The following is a 16,982-nucleotide window of genomic DNA, read 5'->3' on the forward strand; positions in this document are numbered from 1 at the left end:
CAACGGACGCTCTCCAATACGTGCAACGTATACGCCCCACACTGGCGGACGATAGCGGGACTTGGACCAAATTCAGCCGCTAGAATTTCCCCGCAACACGGTTGGTTCCGACCACCGACCGCGCAGTGCAAGCCTACTCTGACAAGCTGGAGGTTCGATGGCAATCAAGGCCGTAGCATTCGACGTATTTGGAACATTGGTCCGCATAGAACGGCCCACCCGCCCGTTCCGGAAGCTGGTCCGCCTGCTGCATGAGGCGGGCCGCCGGCGCCAGAGCGACGACGGCGTCCGGGCGATGAGCAATGCGATAGACCTGAGACAGACAGCCAGCTTGTTCGGCGGCATGGTCAGCGAAGAGAACATGCGCGCCCTGGAAGCCGAATTGCTTGAAGAAATCCAATCAATCACGCTATTCGCTGATGCTGCCCCGACTCTTTCCGCTTTGAAAGATCGAGGAATCAAAATAGCGCTTTGCTCCAACCTCGCAGCGCCATATGGGCCTCCGGTACTGGATTTGCTGCCCGTCCAACCGGATTTTTGCGCCTGGTCATACGAAGCCGGCGCCGTGAAGCCACAGCCCGAAATCTACCGATACCTCTGCGATGGTATTGCGTGCCAGCCCGAAGAGATACTTATGATCGGCGACACCATTGAAGCCGATATGGTCGGGCCTCGGAAATTTGGCATGCATGGGTACCACTTGGACAGGCACGCGACGGCGACGCGTTCAAGTGAATCGGTGGATTCGCTGAATGACGTGCTGACTATCCTGGCTGCTCGCTATTGATGAATAGCCTATGAGTCAACGGGGTGAAATTGTCGTGTGGCCCCCCCCTGCCGCCTGGGCCGGGGCCCAAGCGGCAGAGGCAATCAATTAACAGTCACGCCCGCCTCGCGCACCACCTCACCCCACAAAGCAATCTCCTTCACGATCTGATCGCGAAAATCCTGCGGGCTACCCGGCGCTGCTGCTTCCCCGGTGGCCTTGAGGCGATCAGCCATCTCGGGCATGACAACCGCCGCATTGATCGCCGCGTTGAGCTTGGCCTGCACTTGTGCCGGCACGCCCTTGGGTGCGATGATGCCGTACCACACCGTCACGTCGTACGGCACACCGGCCTCGCGCACGGTGGGGATATCCGGCGCCGAGGACACGCGCTGCGGCAAGGTCACTGCCAGCACCTTCAGGCGCTTGTCCTCGCGGTAAGGCAGCGTCGAGCCCGCCGTGGTCAGCATCACGTTGACCTGGCCCGAGACGGTGTCAGTCAACGCCGGCGCCGACCCCTTGTAGGGAATGTGGACCATGGTGATACCGGCCGTCTTCAGGAAGGCCTCCATCGCCAGATGCGATATCCCGCCGGTGCCGGACGAGGCATAGGTCAACCCGCCCGGTTTCTTCTTGGCCAGGGCCACCAGATCGCCCAGGTTGTCCGCCGGCACGCCAGGATTGACCGACACGAAGAAAGGCGCGCGCGCGATCATGCCGATCGGCGTCATGTCCTCCACCGGATCGAACGGCAGCTTGTACAGGCTGGGATTGACGGAATAGCTATTGGAAATCAAGGTCAGGGTATAGCCATCGGGCGCAGCCCTCAGGCCCTGCTCCACGCCCAGCTTGCCGCCCGCGCCGGGGCGGTTCTCCACCACCACCGGCTGCTTCAGGCCATCGGACAGCAACTGACCCAGCAGGCGCGCGATCCCGTCATTGCCGCCTCCGGCGGCAAAGGGCACGATCAGCTTGATCGGCTGCGTAGGATAGTCATCCGCGTGCGCATTGGAAACCGATGCGGCAAACGCCACGGCAGCCAGCGTCATCCCCAATACCGCCCTGCCCAGTTTGGCGCCGGATAGCATCGTCATATTTCTCTCCTCCTTGATCGGCCGCTGCGCGGCCACGTTATGTGATGAAAGGCGCAAGACTACAACTTAACGAGTGAAGTTGCAGTCTTGCGCCTTTCTTTCATGCCGCTTCATTCAAAACGCGGCGGCCTGCGCTTCTGCCCGCAACGCTGTCAGCACAGCCGGACGTTCCCCAATACGCGCGACATACGCCGCCAGGAACGGCCAACGGTCCAACTCAATCGCGAAGAACCGGCACCACCCCATCACCGTAAACAGATAGGCATCCGCCACGCTGAACTGCTGGCCCAGCAAATAGCCGCTCTCGGCCAGAATGCCGTCCAGGTAATCGAAGCGCTTGAAGAGCCGTTCGCGGAAGTGCGCCTTGGCGGCTTCGGGCAAGACCGATTGAAACAAGGGCGCCGATCCTGCGTGGATCTCGCTGGTTAGGAAGTTCAGCCACTCCTGCAGCCGCGTGCGTTCACGCGTGCCATTGGGTGGCGCCAGCTGCATGCCAGGACGCAGGTCGGCCAGGTACTGAACGATGGCCGGTCCTTCAGTGAGCACATCGCCATCGTCCAGCTCCAGCGCGGCGACATAGCCCTTGGGGTTGATCGTGCGGAAATCGCGGCCGTCCGCGGTCTGCTTGGTCTGGTTGTTCACCTTGACCAGTTCGAAGGGCAATTCCAGTTCGCGCAAGACGATGTGCGGCGACAGCGAGCAGGTATGCGGGGCGTAGTAGAGCTTCATGACATCTCCGGGAAACAACAGAGGGCAGTCTCTCGCGCCACGGTTCACAGGTAAAATTAATGCTCAAATTCCTCATCATTAGCTCAGCTACTTAATATGTTGAATCTGGGACATTGGCGCCTGCTGGTCGCGACGGCCGACACAGGCAACATCTCTCGCGCCGCCGAGCGCGTGGGCATTACCCAGTCCGGCGCCAGCCAGGCCATTGCGCAGCTGGAAGCGTCGCTGGGGCTCCAGGTTTTCACCCGTTCCCGCAAGGAAGTGGCGGTAACGGCGCTGGGCGAACAGGTCATCGATCACGCCCGCGCGATGCTGTCTCACCTGGAGTCCATCCGCGCACTGGCCGACGACAGCCAGGGACTGAGCCAGGGCCGCATCCGGCTGGGCAGCTTTCCCTCGGTCATCTCGACGCTGCTGCCGCCCCTCCTGCACGGCTTCCGGCAGCGTCACCCCGGCATCGAAGTGGTGGCCTTGGAGGGCACGGATGAAGAAGTCGAGGAATGGCTGTCGCGCGGCGCCATCGATCTGGGCGTGGTGATGAATCCCGCAACGAACAGGCAAGTCCTGATCCTGGGCCGCGACCGCTGGATGGCGCTGCTGCCCGGCACGCATGCGCTCAGCCGCCGCGCATCGTCGCGGGGTGTCACACTGGCCGAGCTGGCCGATGAACCGTTCATTCTGGCGACCGGCGGCTGCGCCGTGAATGGTCTGAGCCTGGCCCGCAAGGCCGAGCTGGAGCTCAACGACATCCGCGTCACGGTCCGCGATTGGGCCAGCGCCTGCGCATTGGTGCGAGAGGGCATGGGGGTTGCGGTGGTTCCCGAGTCCACCCTGCCCTCGGACATGCGCCAATTGCGGGCCTTGCCGCTAGCGCCGGCGGCGCGCCGGGAGTTCGGACTGGTGCGCTCCACCGCCGGGCGGCAATCCGCAGCAGTCGGGGCGCTGTGGCAGCATGCGGCCCTGGGTGTGAACGCGAAAGCTGCCGCCAAAGCACGTGCCGGCTGAGGCCTTTGTTCCGATGCAGGTCGCAGCACAAACAAAATCAAGCCCTGGTACGATTCGCCGCCCCGGAAGGCAGGGTGCGGCCTCCCACGCCTCACATTGCGGATTCCGGGCGGCTGAAGTAAATTTCACTCAGCCCTTCGTTCAGCGAACGCCCAAGTTCCACTTGGGACACTTATGTAGCTGGCGCGGGGCTTTTCTATTTCCCTTTCGCATATTCCGGCCGGATTTCGACTTCGGCAGGCATGAATAGCCAATGGCGATAGCCATGGCGCCAACGGTTTACCGCGTTCCCTTGCACTCCTGTGCTAACCCCAATATTGAATCCCGGATAAATGCCCCGTATTTGGGCGTTGGCGAACTTGTATACCGCCTCTTTCGCCCTGGTTCTCTTGCCGCGCACTCGCTCTCCCGCGGGCTTCTCCAAGTGCTTGTCGTTGAGGCGGAACTGCATAGCGCCCATCACTACATCCAGCGCTTGCAGAATCACATGCTCCTTTGAGTCGATTTCGGCAAGCTGGTCACGCCTGATACGAATCCCTGCCTCTCTGAAAGCGGCGCTTTTGTTGAGCCGCGCAACATAGTCCTTGAACTCCGCACACTTTTCCGCCTTATCTGGCAGCTTGTCGAAATAAATGCGCAAATGGGTTATCCCAGGGCCATTGGCGGAGTGCTGCAATCCGAACGCGTGCTTTACAAACTGGTAATACAAGACGAAGAATGCCCTCTCACGCTGTTCGCGGGTCAGGTTTTTGGCCGCGAAGTAATTTTGCGTGAACATGACGCGCAGCTTCAGCTTTGCCTCGCGGACCAGTAGAAATACCGTATCCAACAACGCCATGTATTTGTCTGCGTAAGCTTCGCTGATTTTCTGCCACTTCACCTCAGCCCCAAGGTTGAGCTCAACCTTCCTGGCCTCCAAGGTCGCAACGACCTCGTCCAGATGGTGCGATTCGACGAGCGCACCGCCGTAGAAGTTCGAAAAGTGCTTGCCCGAGATATCGGACTCGTCGCAGTAGAGAACCAACTCACGGACATAGGTTTTACATTGCAGCAGAGGAGAAGCCATTCTCCATCGCAAGCAGTGCGGGACGCATCCTGACGCAGTGACAAATGCGTCACTCTCCGATTTCGAAGCCGTTTGCCAGAACCCCGCGCAAACCAGGCGAACCGTCCTGAGCACTTTCTCCGAGAGGTCCGGCAATGTGTCATACCAGCCACAGCATGCGCCGGCACCCGCCGCGCCCAACCGCAAGCCGGAACAACCCCCTAAACGGCACAGCAAGACGGTGCTATTCTCGCCGTCAGTACCCCGACACAGGCGACGTGCCAAGACACCATGCCGAATCAGCCGCCGTTACTTCGAGCCACGGGCGCTGCGGCGGCCTTGCTGGCCCTGCAGGGATGCAGCCTCAGCGGCGCGCCCTACGTGATCTTCGGGGCGTACTTTCCCAAATGGCTGCTGGCCTCGCTGATCGGCGTGGCGGCGGCGTTGGCGGCCCATCGTATTTTCGTCGCCACCGGGTGGAACGCCCGGATCCCCCTGCAGCTGTCCGTCTGTAGCGCCATCGGCCTGATCGTCGCAGTGCTGTTCTGGGCCCTGGGAACGAGGTAAGCGCGATGAAACTTGCCGGCAAGCGCAAGCAACCCGCCATCGGCCGCCTGATTGCCCTGGTCATCATCGCGCTGGGTATCTTCGCCCTGGCCTTTGCCTACCATCGCAGTTCCAACTATCCCTCGACCGACGATGCCACGATAGACGCCGACGTGGTCCATGTGGCGACGCCGGTCGGCGGACGCCTCGTCAAACTGCCCGTGCGCGAGAACCAGCGCGTCGCCAAGGGCGAGCTGCTCTTCGAGATCGACCCCGAGCCCTACCGCCTGACCGTGAACCAGGCCGAGGCGGACCTGGCGATGGCCCGCGCGGCGCTGGAGACCCGGCGCCGGACGCTGATCGTCGAACGCGCGAATTCCAGCGTGGCCGACGAACAGCTGCGCCGCGCTCAAGCCAATCATGGCCTGGCCGCACGCACGGAGAAACGGCTGGCGCCGCTGGCGGCGCAGGGCTACGTGCCGACGCAGCAATACGACCAGGCCCAGGTCGCGCTGCGCGACGCCGAAGTGTCCCTGAAGCAGGCCCGGCAGCAACAAGCCGCCGCGGCCGAAGCGATCGGCGACGGAGCCGAGGCCCAGGCCGCGGTGCAAGCCCGCGAAGCTGCGCTCGCCCGCGCCCGCCATGCGCTCAACGATACGGTGGTGCGCGCGCCCCACGAAGGCTACGTGACGGGTCTGTCGGTGCTGACCGGCGAGACGGTCGCGCCCAGCCAGTCCCTATTCACGCTGGTCGCGGCGGACGAATGGTTCGCGGTCGCCAACTTCCGCGAGACCGACCTGGCCCGGATCGCGGAAGGCGACTGCGCCACCGTGTACTCCATGATCGACCGCACGCAGGCGATGCAAGGCAAGGTGGTGGGCATAGGCGCGGGCGTGCTCGACGGCGAGCGCATCAATATTCCGCACGCGTTGCCGCTGGTGCAGCGCTCGGTCAACTGGGTCCGCGTTGCGCAGCGGTTCCCGGTCCGGGTTCAATTGGAGGAGCCGCCAGCCACGCTGGTGCGCATGGGCGCCAGCGCCGTGGTCGAGGTCCGCCATGGCCCGGCCTGCCGCTGATTCCAACGCCCTGAGTCTCGCCGCGCTACGCCGGCTGCTGACGCCTTTTCCCGGACGTGGCGAGATGACGCTGCGCATGACGGTGATCTGCGTGCTGACCGCGCTGGTCGCCAGCGCCTACGGCACGCCCGAGGCGGCGCTGTCCGTTTACGTGGTCTTCTTCCTGTTGCGTCCCGACCGTGTGACCAGCGCCGTGCTGTCCACGGCGCTGCTGGTGCTGGTCACGCTGGTGATAGGCCTGATCCTGCTGGTGACGCAAGCCAGCATCGACTATCCGGTCTTGCGCGTCTCGGCCATGACGCTGCTGTCCATCGGCCTGCTCTACCTGACGTCCGCCAGCAAGCTGCGGCCGGTGGGCGCCATCCTGGCAATGATCGTGGGTTTTGGGCTAGACATGATGGGCAGCGTCCCGATAGGCGAGGTCAGCACGCGCATCCTCCTGTATGCCTGGCTCATGGTCGCGATTCCCGTGAGCCTCGCCATCGTCGTCAGCGTGGTGCTCGCCCCTTCTCCGCGCCGCCTCGCCTGCGGCCGCCTGGCGCGCCGGCTGCGGCAAGGCGCTCAACGCCTGACCGAATCCGGGCCCGGAGACTCCGAATTCGACGGGGTCCTGCACGAAGGCAACAAGCAGATCCTGACCTGGCTGAAGCTGTCGGTCGTGGAAGGCAGTTCCAGCCGCGCCGACGCGGCCGCGCTGCGCCAAGCCGCCGTCTCCAGCATCGCCATCCTTGGCGCCATCGACGTGCTGTGCGACGAGACCGGGCCAGGCCTGCCCCCCGCCCTGGCCCACCCGCTTGCGCGCACATTGGACGAGATGGCGGACATGCTGGAGCAAGGCGGCTATCCCGTGGACGTAGAGCTGGACCTGCCTTCCGCCACCGCGCTGTCTCTCGCCGCCCGGGCCGCCTACGACGAACTGTGCCAGGCTATCGCCGGCTACGCCGTACCCGTTCCCGACGCCATCCCCACCGCTCCGACCCAGCGCGGCGGTTTCTTCCTGCCCGACGCCGGCAGCAATCCCGAACACATCGCCTATGCCCTGAAGACCACCGGCGCCGCCATGTTCTGCTACCTGCTTTACACCCTGTTGGACTGGCCCGGCATCCACACCTGCTTCATCACCTGCTACATCGTGTCGCTGGGTACCTCCGGAGAAACCGTGCAGAAGCTGCGCCTGCGCCTGGTCGGTTGCCTCATCGGCGCCGCAACCGGCACGGCCGCCCTGGTGTTCCTCGTACCGCACATGGACTCGGTCGGCTCGCTGCTGGCGCTGGTCGGCGCCGCCTCCGCCGTCTCGGCCTGGATCGCGGTCGGCCCGCCCCGGATCGCCTACGCGGGCTTCCAGATCGCCTTCGCGTTCTTCCTGTGCGTCATACAAGGCCCCGGCCCGGGTTTCGACCTGACCATCGCACGCGACCGCACTATCGGCATTCTGCTGGGCAATATCGTCGTCTACCTGGTTTTCACGCGTATCTGGCCGGTCAGTATCGGCACCCGCGTGGACCAGGCCCTGGCTGCACTGCGCGAACAATGGCATGCGGTGGCAACGTCGGGCGATCAGCGCCACGCCCTGGCAGCCGAGGCCCTGGCTGCTGGGCGCGAAGCCGCACAGAACCTCGCCCTGGCCGTCCACGAACCGTCCTGGGTGCGACCAGACGATCAGTGGCGGGACTCCCGCCGCGATGCCCTGGCCAGACTGTCGGCCATCGCTGCGCCCCTGACGCTGGCAGCCGGTCGCGCCCCGGGCGACCCCGCGCTGATGGCGCGCCTGAACCGCGCGGGCTCCCCCGGCGTATACGCGCCGGCACCCAGCCCCGCCCGGCGGACCGACACGACGCTTTCGGCGCTACTGCTGTTGATCGACGCAAGAGCCGCGCGCGCCGCCCCCGTCCCACCTGCCCGCCCTGCCAAGGAATCCACGGCCCATGCCCCAGCCTGAGACGCCGCGCCTGTCCGCCCGCCTGCTCGGGCTGGCCCTGCTGCTGAACCTGGCGGGCTGTGCCACCTCGTCTCTGGACTTGGCCCCGCCGCGCCCGGACCGTCCCTGGAATCCGTCCACCAACGCCGATGGCGCCATCGTCCCAGGCCCCGGCCAGGCCGACCGCCCGGATGCCTCTTATACGCTGCCGCCCAACGCCGGCGTCGCCGCGTTGCCCGCCAGCCCCGAGATCGACGCCAGCCACGAGTACTCGCTGCCCGAGCTCATCGACCTGGCCCAATCCGCCAACCCGCGCACTCGCATTGCTTGGAACACCGCCCGCAACACGGCGCTGGCCGCGGGCATCGCCAAGAGCATCTACCTGCCGCAGTTGGCGGCCAGCGCGATCACCGGCTGGAATCATGGCCGCTGGGCCAACGACACCCCATTGGGTGAATCGAGCGCCGACAACAACAACCACGGCACCCTCTCCGTGCTGTCGCTGCAATGGCTGCTGTTCGATTTCGGCGGCAAGCAGGCCCGCGTGCAGGCGGCCGAACAGGCCTCCATCGCCAGCAACATCGCGCTCACCGCCATACACCAGCAGGTCATCCAGGAAGTCAGCGTCGCGTACCACGGCTACATTGCGTCGCGCTCGCGCACGGTGAATGCGCACCAGGGCCAGATCAACGCCAACACCCTGCTGGATGCCGCGAACGCGCGCTACCGGCAAGGACAAGGCACCGTGGTCGAAGTGGCCCAGGCCACGCAGAACCGCGAACAGGCCCGGCTTGGGCTCGTGGTCGCGGAAGGCGTCGAACAGGACTCGTATCTGGGGCTGATCACCGCCATGGGCATCTCGCCCCTGTCCAAGCCCCGCATCGCCGCGCAAGCCGACCGCCCCCTGAACCCCGGGCTGAGCCAGCCCGTGGAACAGATCATCGCCGACGCCCTGGTGCGCCGCCCCGACGTGCTCGCCGCCTACGCGGCGGAGCGGGCCGAACAGGCCAAGGCCCGCGCCGCCGACTCGGATTTCCTGCCCAAGGTCTTCGTGTCGGCGTCCACGTCCTACGCCTCCGGCCGTTCCTCCATCACTGCCGTGCCCGCCCTGGGCCAACAGGCCGCGACCGTCAATCTGGACGGCAACCGCTCCGGCTCCAACGTCTTCCTGGGCGTCACGCTGCCCTTGTATGACGGCGGCATGCGGTCCGCGATCCGGATGCAGGCACAAAACGACGCCGCCAGCGCCGGCGAACGTCTCAGCCGCGCCAAGCAGGAGGCGACGCGCCAGATCGTCGCGGCCCAGAACGCCCTGCGCTCCGGTATCGCCGCGAACGAGGCTGCCGCCTCATTGCTCAAGGCCGGCCGCACCACCTACGACGCCGCACTGGCCTCCTACCGCCACGGCATAGGCTCCCTGATCGACGTCACCCTGGCGCAGAGCCAAATGCTGGCGGCGCAGAACGCCTATGCCGACAGCCTGAGCAATGCCCGCTCGGCCGCGACCGTGCTGGCCGTCGCGACCGGCAGGGTAGCGCTGCCGGACGAACGCTGAACCACAGGCCTGCAATGACATCGCACCGCCACCCGGCTCCCACGCCATGACGCCCCGCCTCCTCGCGCTGACCGTGCTCTCGATGCTGGCCTTCGCCGGCAACTCGCTGCTGTGCCGCCTCGCGCTCAAGCAGACCGCGATCGATCCCGCCACCTTCGTCGCCATCCGCATCGGGTCCGGCGCGCTGGTGCTGTGGCTGGTGTTGCGGCTGCGCAAGCCCGCCGGGCGTGTGGAAGGCAATTGGCATGGGGCGTTTGCGTTGCTGGCCTATGCCCTGGCATTCTCCTATGCCTACACGCAAATCCCCGCCGGCACGGGCGCCTTGCTGCTGTTCGCGTCGATCCAAATCAGCATGATTCTGTACGGGCTCTTCATCGGCGAAAGACTGAGCATCACGCAGAGCCTGGGCATAGGCCTGGCGGCGGCCGGCTTGGTCATCCTGATGCTGCCCGGCGTCAGCGCGCCGCCGTTGTTGCATGCCTTGCTGATGATCGTGGCAGGCATTGCCTGGGGCGCCTATTCATTGCTGGGCCGCGGCGCCAAGGATGCGGCGTCGGCAACGGCAGGAAATTTCATCCGCGCCACACCCGTCGCCCTGGTGCTGTTCCTGCTGCATGCCCTGACCTCGCGCGTGGGCTACGACGCTGCGGGGGTGGCATACGCCGTGGCGTCCGGCGCGGTGACCTCGGGCCTGGGCTATGTCCTCTGGTACGCGGCGCTCAAGGGCCTGAAAGTCACCCACGCCGCCACCGTGCAGCTCAGCGTGCCGGTGCTCACGGCGTTCGGCGGGACCCTGTTCCTGGATGAACCCGTGACCGGCATCCTGATCGCCGCCTCGGCGCTGATACTGCTGGGCATCGCGCTGGTGGTGCTGGTTAAAAAGCGGCCGGCTTGACGGCCCTTCAATTCACGCGCTTGGGCAGCACCGCCCGCATCCAGCGCGACAAGCGCGGCCGGATGCGCTGGTTATGCAGCAGCACGGCACCCACGGCGCCGATAAACGCACCGACCACCGTATCCAGGAAGCGCGCCTCGATGACGGCCGCAGGATAGCCCTGGCCCAGGTGCGGCGCCTCAGCCAGAAAGATCGTCAGCGGCGTAATCAGCACCACGGCGCTGGCATAGTGGCGCACCACCAGCGTTTCTATGCCGAACGACAGCGCCATCATCACCAGGCTCAGGGTCCATACGTTCAGAGGCAGGCTCAACAAGGCCCATGCCACGCACAGGCCCACGGCGGTACCCAGGATACGGTGCAGCTGGCGGTTCCAGGCTGCCATCAGGGTGGCGCCCTGGATGATGGCCAGGCAGCTGACAGGCACCCAATAGGGCCGCGGCAATTGCAGCAGCTCGGCCACCAGCAGGGACACGCCCACGAACAGGCCGATGATCACGGAGTCGTAAACCACGAAATCGAACGTAGGCCTGGGCAGCGCGGTTTCGGGCGGCGGCGGCGCGACCCGCGTCATGTGCAGGGAGTACACAAACGCCACCAGGCATGCGACCAGACTACCCAGGGCCACCATGCCGACACGCGTGGGGATTTCCTGCACGCTCCCCGGCGTGTAGGCCGCGATCGCGGTTGCCATGATGTAGAACAGGCTGCCCGGCGGCCCCAGCCGGTAGCAGCGGCAGACCATGTTCACCACCATGGCGATAAAGGTCAGCGCCAACAGCATTACCGTGGGCCAGAACTGCGTCAGCGCGCCCACCGCATAGCAGGCCACCATGCCGAAGGACGCAGCCAGCAGCATCATCATGCGGTGCTGCAACGAGGAATTGGGCAGGCTCAGGAACACCATGCCGCCCAGGCTGGACATCAGGCCGTAATCCATACGCCCGAAATAGGCGCCGACCAGCAAGGGCAGCCCCGAAGACAGAGCCGCGGCCAGGGGCATCTCCCAGGGCCTATCGCTGGCGTTGACCCGAATCAGTTCGCGCCACACGCCCAGCAGCCGCGCCTTGGCCCAGGCGTACCCGCGCCACGCAGCTGGGCCGCGCCCGGAGGGTTCTTTGTTCTTGTTCATGGACAGGCCTGTGGAAAATTCCGCTCGACGGATTTAACGGGAATTCCCTGATTCTCCCCCCTTATGCCGCTGGCTACCATTCGCCGCACCTCAGCCTTCGGCTGATCGCTACAAATGCGCCGTACGGCGCAGAGACATCCATGAAAGCACTCAAACTCGCCGCGGCAGGCACCGCCTTACTCATTTCGTCCTTGACCGCCCACGCCGGCGCGACTTTCGAGGCGGTCAAGAGCAAGGGCTTCGTCCAATGCGGCGTGTCCACCGGCGTCGCCGGCTTTTCGGTGAACGACAGCAAGGGCGGCTGGATCGGCCTGGACGTGGACCTGTGCCGCGCGCTGGCCATCACCATGTTCGGCGACGCCTCCAAGGCCAAGATCATGGCCGTCAGCGCGCTGCAGCGCTTCACCGCCCTGCAGTCCGGCGAAGTCGACGTCCTGCCCCGCAACACCACGCTCTCGCTGACCCGCGACACCACGCTGGGCCTGATCGGCGTGGCCGTGAACTACTACGACAGCCAGGGCATCATGGTGAACAAGTCCCTGAACGTGAAAAGCGCCAAGGAACTGGACGGCGCCACGGTTTGCGTGCAGCCCGGCACCACCACCGAACTGAACCTGGCCGACTGGTTCCGCTCGCAGAACATCGTCTTCAAGCCCGTGGTGGTGGAACGCCTGGACGAGATCATCCGCGCCTTCGCGGTGGGCCGTTGCGATGCTTTTACCGGCGACAAATCGCAACTGGCCGCGGCGCGCAGCAATCTGGAGAACCCGGAAAAGTACGACATCCTGCCGGAGAACTTCTCCAAGGAGCCGCTGGGCCCCATGGTCCGCCAGGGCGACGAGCAATGGTTCAACGTGGTCCGCTGGACTCTGTTCGCCATGCTGGAAGCCGAGGAATACGGCATCACCTCCAAGAACGTCGATGAAATGCTCAAGAGCACCAATCCCAACGTGCAGCGCCTGCTGGGCGTGACCCCGGGCATGGGCAAGAACCTGGGAGTGGATGACAAGTGGGCCTACAACATCATCAAGAATATCGGCAACTACGGCGAAAGCTTTGAGAAGAACCTCGGCCCCAGCAGCCCGCTGAAGCTGCCGCGCGGCCTGAACGCCTCTTACCGCGATGGCGGCTTGATGTACGGCTGGCCGGTGCGCTAAGCACGCAGCAAGACCTTGCCAGGCATCGCCCGCTACGGCTTCGCGCCGTGGAACAACGGCGATGCCTGGATTCTTCCCAGCATCCCTCTTGCCGCACTGGTCAGCGGCCGATTGGCGCGCACGATCAGCCGCGTCTGCGCCGCCTCGAAGATGGGATTGGTGGTGCGCAGCGCCACCAGTTCGCCTCTGGCGACTTCCTTCACCACCGAATTCGCCGACGTGAAGGTCAGGCCCAGGCGGCTTTCCACATAACGCTTCAAGGTCACGATCGAGTTGGCGATGAAGCTGGGCGACAGCACGATGTTCTCCGAGAGCTCGGCCATCTCGATCAACTGGCGCAGACCGAACCCCGGCCCCATGAGCGCGATCGGATGACTCGCCACGTCCTTCAGCGTCGGCCGCTTGCGTTGCCGCGCCAGCGGATGATCCGGCCACGCGATCACGCACAGCGGATGGTTGCGCGTATGGACCACGCGTATGCCGGGGTCCGCCGGGGCGCCGAACACCACGCCAATATGTGCGTCGTCGTGCACCACGGCGCGCACCGCGTCGGAAGCGCCTGCCACCTTCAGCGATACCCGCACGCCGGGATGCTGTCGGCAGAATTCGTCCACCACGCCGCTCATCAGGATATCCACGAATCCCTCGCTGGTGACGATCTGGATATCGCCGCGTTGCAAGCCGTTGACCTCGTCCAGCCGGGCGCGCAGGGCCTGCTCGCTGGCCTGCCGGTCGCGGCAATGATCCATCACGATGGCCGCCATATCGGTGGGCACGATGCCGCGGCCCTTGCGCTCCAGCAGCGCCACGCCCAGCTCCGTTTCGAGCAGCTGGATCTGGCGGCTGACGATGGACGGCTCCACGCCTAGGCGCTCGGCGGCGCCGCGCACCGATCCGGTCGTCACCGCCTCGAAGAAGTATTGCAGGCGCCGCGCGCTCAAACCTCCGTCCATGCTTGTCCCCTTTTCTACGATTTCTTCAAATCGTTGCCTTTTTAGCAACAAACTTCCTCTCAGCTTACATTGATTTACAGGGCTGCGATTGCGAATAATGCGCGTACTTTCAAATCCGCTCGGTTGCGAGCCGCAAGCTGGAAACCAGCGGCGGCGGCAATGCGAGGTAACGCCCATTTCGAGCCTTAAAGCATGAAACTCTTCGCTTCGATCCTCGCTGCCGCAACCCTGAGCGTGTTCAGTCAACAAGCCGCATTCGCCTCGCCGGAAGCCACCTACCCCAACAAGCCCGTCAAGGTCGTGGTCGGCTACGCGCCTGGCGGCTCGTCAGACGCCGTGGCGCGGCTGATCGCCGGCCGCCTGTCGGACAAGCTGGGCCAGACCTTCGTGGTCGAGAACCGCCCCGGCGCCGCCAGCAACATCGCCGCCGCGACCGTGGCGCGCTCGCCCAACGACGGCTACACCATCCTGCTGGGCTCGAACGCCAGCACCATCAACGTGTCGCTATACAAGGAACTGTCCTTCGACTTCCAGAAGGACTTCGCGCCAGTGGCGCTGTTGACGCGCTTCCCCAACATCATGGTGGTGAATAACACCGTGCCGGCCAAGACCGTGCAGGAGTTCATCACCTACGCCAAGGCCAACCCCAAGAACATCTTCTTCGCCTCGTCCGGCGCAGGCTCGTCGACCCGCCTGTCGGCTGAACTGTTCAAGATGATGACGGGAGTGGAAATGGAGCACGTGCAGTACAAGGGCAGCGCGCCCGCCCTCACCGACCTGATGGCCGGCCGCATCCAGGTGATGTTCGACACCGCGCCTTCCGTCATGCAGCTCATCCAGGGCGGCAAGCTGCGCGCGCTGGGCGTCACCAGTGCGGCCGTCCAGCCCTTCGCGCCCGAGATCCCCACCATCGACGCAAGCGTCAAGGGCTACGAAATGACGTCCTGGTACGCGCTGTTCGCGCCTACCGGCACGCCCGCGGGCATCGTGGAAAAGCTGAACAAGGAAGTCAACGCGATCCTGGCTGAGAAGGACATCCAGGAAAAGCTCGCCGGCATGGTCGCCACGCCCGGCGGCGGCACGACTGAAGAGCTGCGCCAACACGTCGCTTCCGAAATCGCCAAGTACGCCGACGTGGTCAAGGCATCCGGCGCCACCGCGGACTAAGCACTCGTACCATGCGCGTTTTCACCGGTTCGCTGTCCACGGAGACCAATACGTTCGCTCCGCTGCCCACCTCGCTGGATGATTTTTCCGACCGGGGCTATTACCCCGCCGGCACCCATCCTCCCGAGATGACCATCTTCAGCGGACCCCTGTGGGCAGCGCGCCAGCGCGGCGCGCAACACGGCTGGACCGTGATCGAAGGCATGGCCGCCGGCGCCCAGCCCGGCGGCATCACCACCCGTCATGCTTATGAGACGCTGCGCGATGAACTGCTGCGCGACCTGCAGCAGGCCCTGCCCGTCGACATGGTGGTGCTGGGCCTACACGGCGCCATGGTGGCCGATGGTTATGAAGACTGCGAAGGCGACCTGCTGACGCGGATACGCAAGATCGTCGGCCCCGGAGTCGTGGTGGGCGCGGAACTGGATCCGCACTGCCACCTGTCGGAGGCCATGGTGGCCAACGCCGACATGCTGATCGCGTATAAGGAATATCCCCACACCGACATACGCGAACGCGCGCTGGAACTGGTGGACTTCTGCGCGGCCATCGTCGAGCGCCGCATCACGCCCGTCGCCGCCGTCGTTGACTGCGGGATGGTCGTCACCATCCGCACGCCGCAGGAACCGGCGCGCGGCTACATCGACCGCATTAGCGCGCTGGAGGGCAACGACGGCATCCTCTCCATTTCCGTAGTGCACAGCTTCGCCTGGGGCGACGTGCCGGACATGGGGACCAAACTGCTGGTCTATGCCGACGGTGACACCCAGGCGGCCCGACAGCTTGCTCGGCGTCTTGCCGACGAGCTGATAGGCATGCGCGAGATACTGACGCCTGTCTATCCCAAAACGGACGAAGCCATCGACCAGGCTCTGGCATACGGCGTAACGCCCGTCGTCATTGCCGATGCGGCCGACAATCCCGGCGGCGGCGGTGCCGGCGACTCAACCTTCCTGTTGCGCCGCCTGCTGGAAAGGGGCGTGCGAAATGTGGCGATAGGCCCCATGTGGGACCCCATCGCCGTCCGCATCGCCTTCAGTGCCGGCGTGGGCGCGCGTTTGCCCTTGCGCATTGGGGGCAAGATCAGCCCGCTGTCTGGAGAGCCTCTGGATCTGATGTGCACGGTCAAGGCGCTGGTGCCGGACATGGTCATGACGGGGTTGTCCGGATCGCCAGCAGTGGTGGGGAATTCGGCGCTGGTCGAGGCCGATGGCATCGAGATCGTATTGATCACGGTGCGGGCCCAGGCCATGGATACCGATGTTTTCACCCAGCTGGGATGCCGGTTGGAGGAAAAGACGCTGATCGTGGTGAAGTCGGCGCAGCACTTCCAGGCTTCGTTCTCGAAGGTGGCGCGGAAGGTCGTGTTTGCGGACGCGCCGGGGTCGGCGGCGTTGGATTTGAGGGGATTGGCGTACGAGCATATCCAAAGGCCAAAGTGGCCGATTGATATGTGACAAAATTTGCGGTGCACCTGCATCCGGGCCTGTTGTATTGAAGGGATACACAACAGTCGCCAGCGGTTCATCGTCGGCGAGTTACCCTAGCCAATCCAGCGCCCGTCCGCTGAATGCGTTACTCTCCCCCTCCCCAATTCAAGTCCGCAAGGAGCCCCCAAATGGCACAAGCCTCCGCCCGTCACATCCTCGTTTCCACCGAAGCCAAGGCTAACGAACTGAAGACCGCCATCGAGAACGGTGCCGACTTCGCTCAGCTGGCCAAGGAAAACTCGAGCTGCCCGTCCTCGCGCGACGGCGGCAACCTGGGTACGTTTGGTCCGGGCCAGATGGTCAAGGAATTCGACACCGTGGTGTTCAGCGCCCCGGTCGGCGAAGTCCAGGGCCCGGTGAAGACGCAGTTCGGCTACCACCTGGTTGAAGTGACCAGCCGCAAGGACTAAGTCCCTACACTGCACGCCAAAAGGCCGGCGCCAGGAGAATCTGG

Annotated in this window: 16 protein-coding genes; 11 read left to right on the plus strand and 5 right to left on the minus strand. The window is 64.8% G+C overall.

Annotated features, from left to right (window positions below):
* Window positions 1-157 precede the first annotated feature (157 nt).
* Complete coding sequence (locus AC6LKD_RS16915; protein ID WP_013396439.1) at window positions 158-787, plus strand: HAD family hydrolase; 630 nt, start codon at window positions 158-160, stop codon at window positions 785-787.
* A gap of 83 nt (window positions 788-870) precedes the next feature.
* Here AC6LKD_RS16915 and AC6LKD_RS16920 read toward each other — a convergent pair whose 3' ends face one another.
* Both AC6LKD_RS16920 and gstA read right to left on the minus strand, forming a co-directional pair.
* On the minus strand, window positions 871-1,860 hold the full coding sequence (locus AC6LKD_RS16920; RefSeq protein WP_013396440.1) for a tripartite tricarboxylate transporter substrate binding protein: 990 nt from the start codon (window positions 1,858-1,860) through the stop codon (window positions 871-873).
* A 114-nt stretch (window positions 1,861-1,974) separates the two neighbouring features.
* Window positions 1,975-2,589 carry a glutathione transferase GstA gene (gstA, locus tag AC6LKD_RS16925; RefSeq protein WP_498116890.1) on the minus strand — a complete coding sequence of 205 codons (615 nt, stop codon included), beginning with the start codon at window positions 2,587-2,589 and terminating at the stop codon, window positions 1,975-1,977.
* A 96-nt stretch (window positions 2,590-2,685) separates the two neighbouring features.
* Between gstA and AC6LKD_RS16930 the strand changes: the two genes are divergently transcribed.
* Window positions 2,686-3,594 (plus strand): LysR family transcriptional regulator, encoded by a 909-nt coding sequence (locus AC6LKD_RS16930; protein ID WP_498116891.1) that lies wholly within the window; start codon window positions 2,686-2,688, stop codon window positions 3,592-3,594.
* A gap of 196 nt (window positions 3,595-3,790) precedes the next feature.
* Here AC6LKD_RS16930 and AC6LKD_RS16935 read toward each other — a convergent pair whose 3' ends face one another.
* The gene (locus AC6LKD_RS16935) at window positions 3,791-4,660 is read right to left on the minus strand and encodes a DUF3800 domain-containing protein (RefSeq protein ID WP_498116892.1); all 870 of its coding nucleotides are present in this window, start codon (window positions 4,658-4,660) and stop codon (window positions 3,791-3,793) included.
* Window positions 4,661-4,930: 270 nt separating this feature from the next.
* Between AC6LKD_RS16935 and AC6LKD_RS16940 the strand changes: the two genes are divergently transcribed.
* The 5 genes from AC6LKD_RS16940 to AC6LKD_RS16960 are packed head-to-tail and all read left to right on the plus strand — an operon-like array spanning window position 4,931 to window position 10,629.
* Window positions 4,931-5,206: a hypothetical protein gene (locus tag AC6LKD_RS16940; protein WP_013396444.1), complete on the plus strand. Its 276-nt coding sequence runs from the start codon at window positions 4,931-4,933 to the stop codon at window positions 5,204-5,206.
* Window positions 5,207-5,211: 5 nt separating this feature from the next.
* Window positions 5,212-6,261, plus strand: a complete 1,050-nt coding sequence (gene mdtN, locus AC6LKD_RS16945; protein ID WP_498116893.1) for a multidrug transporter subunit MdtN — start codon at window positions 5,212-5,214, stop codon at window positions 6,259-6,261.
* Complete coding sequence (locus AC6LKD_RS16950; protein WP_498116894.1) at window positions 6,242-8,200, plus strand: FUSC family protein; 1,959 nt, start codon at window positions 6,242-6,244, stop codon at window positions 8,198-8,200. The genes mdtN and AC6LKD_RS16950 overlap by 20 nt, the downstream gene beginning before the upstream one ends.
* Entirely contained in the window at window positions 8,187-9,734 is a 1,548-nt protein-coding gene (locus AC6LKD_RS16955) for a TolC family protein (protein ID WP_013396447.1), read from the plus strand. Before AC6LKD_RS16950 ends, AC6LKD_RS16955 begins: the two co-directional genes overlap by 14 nt.
* 46 nt (window positions 9,735-9,780) lie before the next feature.
* Entirely contained in the window at window positions 9,781-10,629 is an 849-nt protein-coding gene (locus AC6LKD_RS16960) for a DMT family transporter (protein WP_013396448.1), read from the plus strand.
* Window positions 10,630-10,636: 7 nt separating this feature from the next.
* On the opposite strand, the gene AC6LKD_RS16965 is transcribed toward AC6LKD_RS16960, so the two are convergent.
* Window positions 10,637-11,761 carry an FUSC family protein gene (locus tag AC6LKD_RS16965; RefSeq protein WP_013396449.1) on the minus strand — a complete coding sequence of 375 codons (1,125 nt, stop codon included), beginning with the start codon at window positions 11,759-11,761 and terminating at the stop codon, window positions 10,637-10,639.
* Between the two features lie 140 nt (window positions 11,762-11,901).
* On the opposite strand from AC6LKD_RS16965, the gene AC6LKD_RS16970 reads away from it, so the two are divergent.
* Window positions 11,902-12,918 carry an amino acid ABC transporter substrate-binding protein gene (locus AC6LKD_RS16970; protein WP_013396450.1) on the plus strand — a complete coding sequence of 339 codons (1,017 nt, stop codon included), beginning with the start codon at window positions 11,902-11,904 and terminating at the stop codon, window positions 12,916-12,918.
* Window positions 12,919-12,950: 32 nt separating this feature from the next.
* Here AC6LKD_RS16970 and AC6LKD_RS16975 read toward each other — a convergent pair whose 3' ends face one another.
* Window positions 12,951-13,871 carry a LysR family transcriptional regulator gene (locus AC6LKD_RS16975; RefSeq protein ID WP_013396451.1) on the minus strand — a complete coding sequence of 307 codons (921 nt, stop codon included), beginning with the start codon at window positions 13,869-13,871 and terminating at the stop codon, window positions 12,951-12,953.
* Between the two features lie 192 nt (window positions 13,872-14,063).
* Here AC6LKD_RS16975 and AC6LKD_RS16980 point away from each other — a divergent pair, with 192 nt between their 5' ends.
* The 3 genes from AC6LKD_RS16980 (at window position 14,064) to AC6LKD_RS16990 (ending at window position 16,938) form a co-directional block, all read left to right on the plus strand.
* Window positions 14,064-15,038, plus strand: coding sequence for a tripartite tricarboxylate transporter substrate binding protein (locus AC6LKD_RS16980; protein WP_498116895.1), 975 nt, complete (start codon window positions 14,064-14,066; stop codon window positions 15,036-15,038).
* A gap of 11 nt (window positions 15,039-15,049) precedes the next feature.
* Complete coding sequence (locus AC6LKD_RS16985; protein WP_498116896.1) at window positions 15,050-16,495, plus strand: M81 family metallopeptidase; 1,446 nt, start codon at window positions 15,050-15,052, stop codon at window positions 16,493-16,495.
* 161 nt (window positions 16,496-16,656) lie between these two features.
* Window positions 16,657-16,938 (plus strand): peptidylprolyl isomerase, encoded by a 282-nt coding sequence (locus AC6LKD_RS16990; RefSeq protein WP_006385706.1) that lies wholly within the window; start codon window positions 16,657-16,659, stop codon window positions 16,936-16,938.
* Window positions 16,939-16,982 lie beyond the last annotated feature (44 nt).

It is taken from the genome of Achromobacter sp. D7-1, from assembly GCF_059760445.1.